The sequence below is a fragment of the Campylobacter sp. genome (assembly GCF_020024835.1).
In the GTDB taxonomy this organism is placed as follows: domain Bacteria; phylum Campylobacterota; class Campylobacteria; order Campylobacterales; family Campylobacteraceae; genus Campylobacter_D.
In genome coordinates this window covers 1-8,245 of the sequence record NZ_JAHHTD010000049.1, presented here as the reverse complement: position 1 = coordinate 8,245, position 8,245 = coordinate 1, and the positions used below count along the sequence as shown (strand labels likewise).

Annotated in this window: 6 protein-coding genes; 1 reads left to right on the top strand and 5 read right to left on the bottom strand. The window is 27.5% G+C overall.

Annotated features, from left to right (window positions below; all coding sequences use genetic code 11):
• From QZ429_RS07025 to QZ429_RS07015, 3 genes are all read right to left on the bottom strand, one after another.
• Window positions 1–1,023 (bottom strand): TolC family protein (locus tag QZ429_RS07025; protein ID WP_291953203.1); only part of this gene is annotated, 1,023 nt, incomplete at its 3' end.
• A gap of 1 nt (window position 1,024) precedes the next feature.
• Window positions 1,025–2,953 (bottom strand): ABC transporter permease, encoded by a 1,929-nt coding sequence (locus QZ429_RS07020; RefSeq protein ID WP_291953201.1) that lies wholly within the window; start codon window positions 2,951–2,953, stop codon window positions 1,025–1,027.
• Entirely contained in the window at window positions 2,950–4,080 is a 1,131-nt protein-coding gene (locus tag QZ429_RS07015; protein ID WP_291953199.1) for an efflux RND transporter periplasmic adaptor subunit, read from the bottom strand. The genes QZ429_RS07020 and QZ429_RS07015 overlap by 4 nt, the downstream gene beginning before the upstream one ends.
• A gap of 133 nt (window positions 4,081–4,213) precedes the next feature.
• Here QZ429_RS07015 and QZ429_RS07010 point away from each other — a divergent pair, with 133 nt between their 5' ends.
• On the top strand, window positions 4,214–4,828 hold the full coding sequence (locus tag QZ429_RS07010) for a nitroreductase family protein (RefSeq protein WP_291953197.1): 615 nt from the start codon (window positions 4,214–4,216) through the stop codon (window positions 4,826–4,828).
• Between the two features lie 156 nt (window positions 4,829–4,984).
• On the opposite strand, the gene QZ429_RS07005 is transcribed toward QZ429_RS07010, so the two are convergent.
• A complete protein-coding gene (locus QZ429_RS07005; RefSeq protein ID WP_291953195.1) occupies window positions 4,985–6,994 on the bottom strand; it encodes a CocE/NonD family hydrolase in 2,010 nt (669 codons plus the stop codon).
• Entirely contained in the window at window positions 6,991–8,238 is a 1,248-nt protein-coding gene (locus QZ429_RS07000; RefSeq protein WP_291953204.1) for an MFS transporter, read from the bottom strand. The genes QZ429_RS07005 and QZ429_RS07000 overlap by 4 nt, the downstream gene beginning before the upstream one ends.
• Between the last annotated feature and the right edge of the window lie 7 nt (window positions 8,239–8,245).

Here is an 8,245-nt window from a genome sequence, read left to right as displayed (position 1 = left end):
TTTTATATTTTTTCTTACTCTATAAAAATCTAAAAAAGGTAAATCAATCACAACATTACCACCAAATATCAAAAATTTAAAACTATCATTAAAATTTTCATCTTTACCATCTAATCTACCGAGTATTTTGATACTTGGCAAGATACTCTTTTGCATACTAGAATGATTTTTATAAGATGAATTAAGCAGATTAAATTTTGCTTGAATTTCTGGTGTATAAGAAAGCATTTTTAAATCTATATCAAAATCTATATTTTCTATAAAAAAATCATCTAATTTATAAGTAAAAAGCTTATTAATCAATTTTTCATCACTAGTTCCTAATAAATCTTTTAAATTTTTCATTGCTACTTCTTTATTTTGAAGATTTGTTGTGATATTTTGCTTTGTGTTAAGTAAAGTTTTTTTTAGATTTAAAAGATCAATGTATTCTACTTTACCATAATCAAATTTTATGGTGTAAATTTTTAACATTTGTTCAAGATTTTTAAGATGATGATTGAGTAAAATATCTACATCATTAAAATAAATTAGCTCAAAAATAGAATTTATGGTGAGATTTACAATATCAAGTCTCATTTTTTGCAATTCATACTCACTTGCTTTCACTAAAAAGTTAGACGATGCAATTTGATCAGAAATTTTTGCATACAAATCAAGTTCATAATTTAACATCAAACCATTGGAAAAACCATTATTTTCGATACCATTTTTTAGATTTTTATTAATACTAGCCCCCAAATTTCCACTTAAAGTTGGATACAAATCTAGTTTTAAAAGCTCGTATTTTGTTAAAGTGCTTAAAAGTTTTATTCTTGCTATATTTAAATCTTTGTTATTGTCAATTATAATTTGCAAGATTTGATTTAAGGTTTCATTATTATATTTTTGCCACCAAGGATAACTTGCGTTAAAATCTTCAAATGTTTGTTGTGCGATTTGTTCTTGTTTAATTTGTTCTAATCTTACGCTAGCACAAGCACTAAAAAATAAAACTAAAAAAATAATAAAAATATTTTTCATTTCATTCCTTTGAAAGTGCATTGATAGGATTTAAATTTGCAGCATTTTTTGCTGGAAAAAATCCAAAAATAAGCCCAATAAATACTGAACTCAAAAGCCCTAAAAATACAGAATTTAAAGAAAGTATCATAGTAAATCCTATTTGTAAAGAATTAAAAATTTCTATTATCACAAAAGAAAGTATTACCCCTAAAAATGCTCCAAAAGAACAAATTAACACAGCTTCTATTAAAAATTGCATTAAAATATCTTCTTTTCTAGCACCAATAGCCATTCTCACACCAATTTCTCTTGTCCTTTCACTCACAGAAACTAACATAATATTCATAACACCTATACCACCAACTATCAAAGAAACTATAGCTATAGAAGAAATGAGCAAAGTTAAAGTGGCGGTATTTTCTTCTATTTTTTGTTTAATCTTGTCTAAATTTATAGTAAAAAAATCCTTCTTGCCACGTTTAATTTCTAAAATTTTTACTATTGCTTCTTCAGCTAAAATAGGATTAACTTCATCTTTTACCTTAGTTACAATCATTCTTATTTGCTTATCGCCTGTAATTTTATTCATTAAAGTCGTATAAGGAGTGTAAATTTTTATAGTATTTTCATCTACACCAATTTCATCTTTTTTCTCTTTTTGAGAAACTCCAACTATAGTTAATGGTTGTTTATTAAAAATAATACTTTTGCCTAAAACTTCATCTGAATTTATATTATCAAATAAAATTTTTAAAGCATTTTTATCTATAATGCAAATATTGGTATTATCTTTGATATCTTCATCATTAATAAATCTTCCACTCATCAATACAGATCTATCAAGTTTTAAATGGTTTGGTCCAACACCGCGAATTCTTGCTTGCAAAGAATTATTCTTATATGTTACGACTCCTGTTTTACTAGTTTCAGCCTCCACTGCTTCTAAATAAGGCAAAGAATTTAAAGTTTTTAAATCACTTAAATTTAATCTTGTTTTGCCAGATCGTGTATCTCCTAATCCTTTTCCTGAAACTATTTCTATAGTATTAGTTCCAATAGAATTAATTGAAGCTAAAATTTTTTTCTGCGCACCAAGTCCTAAAGCTACCACACAAACTACAGAAGCTATACCAATGATAATTCCAAGCATAGTAAGCAAAGAACGTAATTTATGAGATACAATAGAAGCAACTGACATACTAAGACTTTCTAAAAGCTGATTTTTTAGTAAAGAAAAATTTTTTACTTCTTTAGCCATTATTTTTTTAGTAATTTTATTAATTTCTTTTGGTGAGCTATCATTTAATATTTTTCCATCTTTAATCTCTATAATTCTTTTTGCTTTAGCAGCTATATTTGGATCGTGAGTAACTAATACTATAGTATGACCTTGCATATTGAGTTTAGTTAAAATATCTAAAACATTTTCTCCACTTTTAGAATCAAGCGCACCAGTTGGCTCATCTGCTAAAATTAATTCTCCACCATTCATCAAAGCTCTTGCGATAGAAACTCTTTGTTGCTGACCTCCACTTAATTCATTAGGTTTTGCTAATTCTTTGTGCGTAAGCCCTAAAAACGAAAGCAATTTTTTAGCCTTTATAAAACGCTCATTTTTATTTTTTCCAGCATATACAGCTGGTAAAGCAACATTATCTTTAGCATTTAAAAGACTAAGCAAATTATAACGCTGAAAAATAAAACCTATTTTCTCTCTTCTAAGTCTTGCTTTTTCTTCCTTTAAAGCAGTATTTACCTCATAATTATCTAAAAAATATTCTCCACTACTTGGCTCATCAAGAGTGCCTATAATATTTAAAAGAGAGGTTTTTCCACTACCTGATTGACCAATAATAGCTACAAATTCACCCTTTTGTATATAAAGATTAATATTGTCTAAGATAGTAATATCATTGATTTTTTTATAAATATTTTTTAAAAGTATCATTTTTTATTCTTGCCTATGATTACTAAATCACCTTCATTTACTCCATCTATAATTTGAGTATTAAGACTATCTTTAATGCCTAATTTAACAGGTGTTTTAATAATATTTTTCTTGTCTTTTAAAAGCTCAACATAATATCCATTAGCGTCATTTTTAATTGCTAAAGTCGGGATCACTAAAGCATTTTTTACCATTTTAATGGCAATTTCATTTTCTGTGCTCATACCTATACGCAAAAAATTATTATCATTTTTAACAAATACTCTAGCATAATAATATACAGCAGTATTAGAATTTAAGTTAGAATTTAAATTCGTATTGCTTGTTGCGTCACTAATTATAGTATTTGCTGGATCTATACTAGAAATAACTGCTTCAAATTTCTTATCAGGTTCATTTAAAATATTAAATTTAACATTCTTACCTACATTAATTTTATTAATATCAGCTTCAGCTATTTGCATACGAATTTCCATCTCACTCAAATCAGCCAAACGGACTATACTTGGAGTGTTTTGATTTGCATTTACCGTTTGCCCTTCTTCTACAGCTACATTTATAATTTTACCTTTACTAGGTGCTATTATAGTTGTATAGGCTAAATCTTTTTGTGCGTTTTTCAATGAAATTTCTAATTGAGTAATTTGTGCATTTAAATCAGCTACGCTAGCTTTTAAAGTATAAAAATTATTTTTTAAATTTTCAAGATTTTCCAAAGAAGTAGCTTTTTGTTCATAAAGTTTTTGTTCTCTTTTGTATTGTTTTAAGGCAATATCTAAAGCAATTTTTTTACTTTCTAAATTTGCTTTTGTGCTTTCAAGTCTAGCTTTAGTTATATCTAAATCATTTTGCTGTTTGTCTTTATCAATTTGAGCAATCAAATCTCCTTCCTTAACATAATCGCCCAATTTTACATAAAGCTTTTTAATCTGCCCGCTAACTTGTGCTCCAACATCTACTTGAGTTTTAGCATATACTTCTCCTATTGCCTCTATACTTTGAGTAATATCTTGCTTTTTTATTTTATAAGTTAAATAATCAAATTCATCTTTATTATAAAAATAATAATAAATACCTATTCCAACTAAAATTGCAGACAATATTAAATAAATAATTTTCTTTACCAACAAATCTCCTTTTAGTAAAATATTTTTTAAAATAATATGAAATTGTAATCAGTAAAAATTAATTGTATAAATTTATCAAGTTTTATTTTAGAGTATAATGCGTATCATAAAAAAGGTATATAAGGGGATAATAATGAAAATTGATTACTTAAAACTTATGCAAGAAAGATCTTCAAAAAAATCTTATATAAATAAGATTGTATCTAAAAAAGATTTAGAATATATCTTAGAATGTGCTAGATTATCACCTAGTTCTTTAGGGCTTGAACCTTGGAAATTTTTAGTATTCCAATCTCAAGAAAAAAAAGAAGAAATTTCTAAAATAGCATATAATCAAACACATGTAGCACAATGTAGTGCTATAATCATCATAATTGCAAGAGCTGATTTTGCTAATTATTTTAAAGAAAAAATTAAATCTAGAAAAGTAAATGAAGAAGTTTTTAATAAAATTATCACAACTTACACTCCTTTTATTGAAAATATGTCTCTTGAGCAAAAATTTATTTATGCAAAAGAACAAAGTTACATAGCATTAGCTAATATCATAAACGCAGCTCATAGCTTAAATTTAGGATCTTGTGCAATAGGTGGTTTTGATAAAAATCAAATCAATCAATACCTTAAACTCGACACAAACAAAGAAAGGGTTTCCTTACTTGTTACATTAGGATATACAAATACTAATGACACAAAACCTCAAAAAATTCGTTTTAATTTTGATGAAGTTGTAGAATTTAAAGATTGATAAATAATTTGATCTCATAAATTAAATATATTTAAAAAAATAATTATTGTTTTTTAAAAAACTTGTCTTTATATTCTGTAAAAAATAAATTTAAAGTGCTAAAAACTAATAAAATATTTATTTTATTTCTAAAGTGAAATATCACTTTAGAAATTTTTACAAGCTATTTCTTTTGGTCTTATAATCGTATTCTTTTTCAAAAACAATGACATTATTTTCTTGCACTTTCATATTTCCTTTAATATAAAAATACTCCTCATCACTTGTTTGTGTTAAAATAATATCTGTATCTACCATACAATCTTTACGGCCTATTTTCATTTTTTGCGTGATAGTATATTTAGCACTTAGTGGATTATTATTTTGAATGCTTAGCTCTCTTTTTAAATTATGTTCAACTAAAACATCAACCTCATCAAATTTATAAACACCTTCTCCAAATACTCCACCAACACCATCTGTTGTGTAAATCCAAATATCGTTTAAAATGTCATAATTAATATTTCGATCAACTCTACCCTCTTTTAATAACGTCAAAGGAGTTAGCGGAGCACTTTGTGCTTGCATATTAATTTTATCACAATTTGAACCTACAAATTTAGGTATCATAAATTCACACTGATTTAAATCTAAAGTCAAAGTTGAAATTTCTGGCATAGGCCAAAACATAGGCCAAAAAGTATTAGCTAAAGATAATCTTATCTTAGATCCTTTAGAAAATCTATATCCACACAAATTAAGTTTTAATTGCTTATGTATAAATTTTCCATTTTCCAATGGTTTAAATTCTTCTTTATTATCACTTAGTGCTAAATTTAAAACTCCATAACTTACTCTTTTGACAAAACCATCTTCTCTTACTTCGCTAAGTTGAGCAAATAACATAGCTTTTTCTTTATCACTTGCAAGCTTTACATTTAGCGAAGGAAATCCTAAAATGTCTAAATTATTTTCTAAAATATCACTTTCAAAAACAACCGCTAAACCATCATCTAATCTTTGATCACTTGGACTTTCCCCTAAAACTCCAGCTCCCATCCACTCACCAGCTAGCAAACCATGATTTTGCAAAGTATTTATTTTTATAAAACCATCTGATTTTTTATGAGCTAATTTGTGTAAATTTAAATAAAAATTCTCATATTGGATATTTTTTTCTAAATTTTCAACTCCGACAAAACGACCTTTTACAAACTGCGTTTTTGAATTTGGTCTCATACTATCTTCAATATAAGCTTGTATCATAGGGCAATCAAGCACATCATTATCTATATTTTTTAACCATTTATCCCACCATTTTAATGCTTCTTGTAAAAATCCAATCGCAGGCAAGGGTGCTCCATCGTGTGGATAAACATGAGCCCAAGGTCCTATAATAGCCTTTCTTGGGACTTTTAAACCTTGCATAAGAGTAAAAATAGGATTTGTATAAGAATCAGCCCAGCCATCTAAGGCAAAGACAGGAATTTGTATATCATCATAATTTTCTCCAACAGATCCATGTTTCCAATAATCATCTTTTAAAGTATGTTCAAGCCACAAAGCTGGCCATAAAGGCATATTTTCAAGTCTTTTTAGCCACTTATCTCTCCCGTTAGGATCAATTTTTGGATCAACAAAGCGAGATTGATATGCAAGCATAATATTTCCCCACCAAAAATTATCATTAAGCAAACACCCACCCTTATAGTGAATATCTTCGTTGTATCTATCATCTGTAAAACCAACAACAATAATAGCTTTTAAATTTTTTGGTCTTCTTGCGGCAATTTGCAAGGAATTAAAACCTCCCCAAGATTTTCCCATCATACCTATATTACCATCACACCATTCTTGCTTAGCAATCCATTCTATGACTTCTAACGCATCATCTTGCTCTTGTTTTAAATATTCATCTTTTAAAATACCATCTGATTCTCCACTTCCTCTTATATCTACTCTAACAACAGCATAACCATTACCAGCAAAATATCCGTGCATAGGCTCATCTCTAGTTCTAGTACCATCATTTTTTCTATAAGGAATATATTCTAAAATCGCAGGAACTTTTTCTTTAACTTGTGGCAACCAAATTCTAGAAGAAAGCATTGTGCCATCTTTTAGTTTTATCCATTCATTTTCAATAATTTTTACTTCATACTTAAATTTTTTAAGAATTTCTTTCATTTTACATCTCCTTTGTTGTATTTTTTTATCCATACCATACAAAAAATTACACCTAAAATAGCCATTACTATCATAATACTAAAATAAATGTAATAACCTTTTACTCCAGGAAATCTATCTAATAAATCTCCTGCTAAAAGTGGAGAAAATATTTCAGGTAAATATCCAAAAGTAGATACTATACCAATAGCCATACCAGCTAAGTGCAAAGGAATTTTTCCCTCACTTAATAAAGAATAGTAAATTCCAAAATTAGAATACATAGCAATATAAACTATCACACAAGCTAAAGTTAAAACACTCATTTGTAAAAAACCACTCAATTTAGAACTTAATATCAAGAATATAACCCCGAGTCCCATTAAAATAAAACCTATCATCATAATTTTAGCTTTCCCACATCCATCTGCTAAAAAACCACCTATTGTAGATGAAATTGGGCGAATATATTGTGCTAAAACCGTTAAAATAGCAGCAAACACAGCTGAAGTTCCTATAACATTACTAGCATATGGTGTAAAATAATAAAAACTCATATTAAAAAAATAAGTGCAAAATGTAATTGCCACAACAAGCCAAAGAGCAGAATTTTTAATGAGAAAAACTAAATCTTTTAGTTTCATTTTCTCACTTTCTTCCTCTGTATTATCTTTTAAAAGAAAAAATAATAAAAATGCACTAACAATAGGCGCTATAGAATAAAAAATAATAACCATCTCTATGCCTTTACCAGCAAGTGCTTTTGTTTGAAAATATCCAAAAATACTAGTGGCTATAGCTAAATGTATTGCTCCTACAACTCCTCGCCCTCCTTCAAAAATCCCATAGGCTCTTGCTTGTTCTTTAGAATTTGCTAAACTTCTAACAATTTTCATTAATGAAGGCCAAAAAGTTAATAAAGAAGTAATACCCCACGCCCCATAAATAACCAACAAAGCATTTAAAGAAGTAAAAAATAAATGTAAAAAGCCTCCAAATCCAGTAGCAACTAAAGAAAATATGAGTAATTTCTTAGGAGTAAAGCGATCAGCAAGATATCCACCCAAAGCATAAGAAAATAAGCCAAGTAATCCATAAGCACTACCTAATAACCCCATTTCAAAATTATTCAGATTATAAAGTGTCATATAATCATCATAATAATATTTTCTAAAATAAGGCAAACCATAAATTATAGACCCACAAAATGATAATAATAACAAAGTAAAAAAATTACTTTTTAATTTACATTCTTCTTTTATCATATAAAAT

Coding starts and splice junctions, on each gene's coding strand:
- QZ429_RS07005 (WP_291953195.1), bottom strand. CDS start 6,994: ATGAAAGAAATTCTTAAAAAATTTAAGTATGAAGTAAAAATTATTGAA.
- QZ429_RS07020 (WP_291953201.1), bottom strand. CDS start 2,953: ATGATACTTTTAAAAAATATTTATAAAAAAATCAATGATATTACTATC.
- QZ429_RS07010 (WP_291953197.1), top strand. CDS start 4,214: ATGAAAATTGATTACTTAAAACTTATGCAAGAAAGATCTTCAAAAAAA.
- QZ429_RS07000 (WP_291953204.1), bottom strand. CDS start 8,238: ATGATAAAAGAAGAATGTAAATTAAAAAGTAATTTTTTTACTTTGTTA.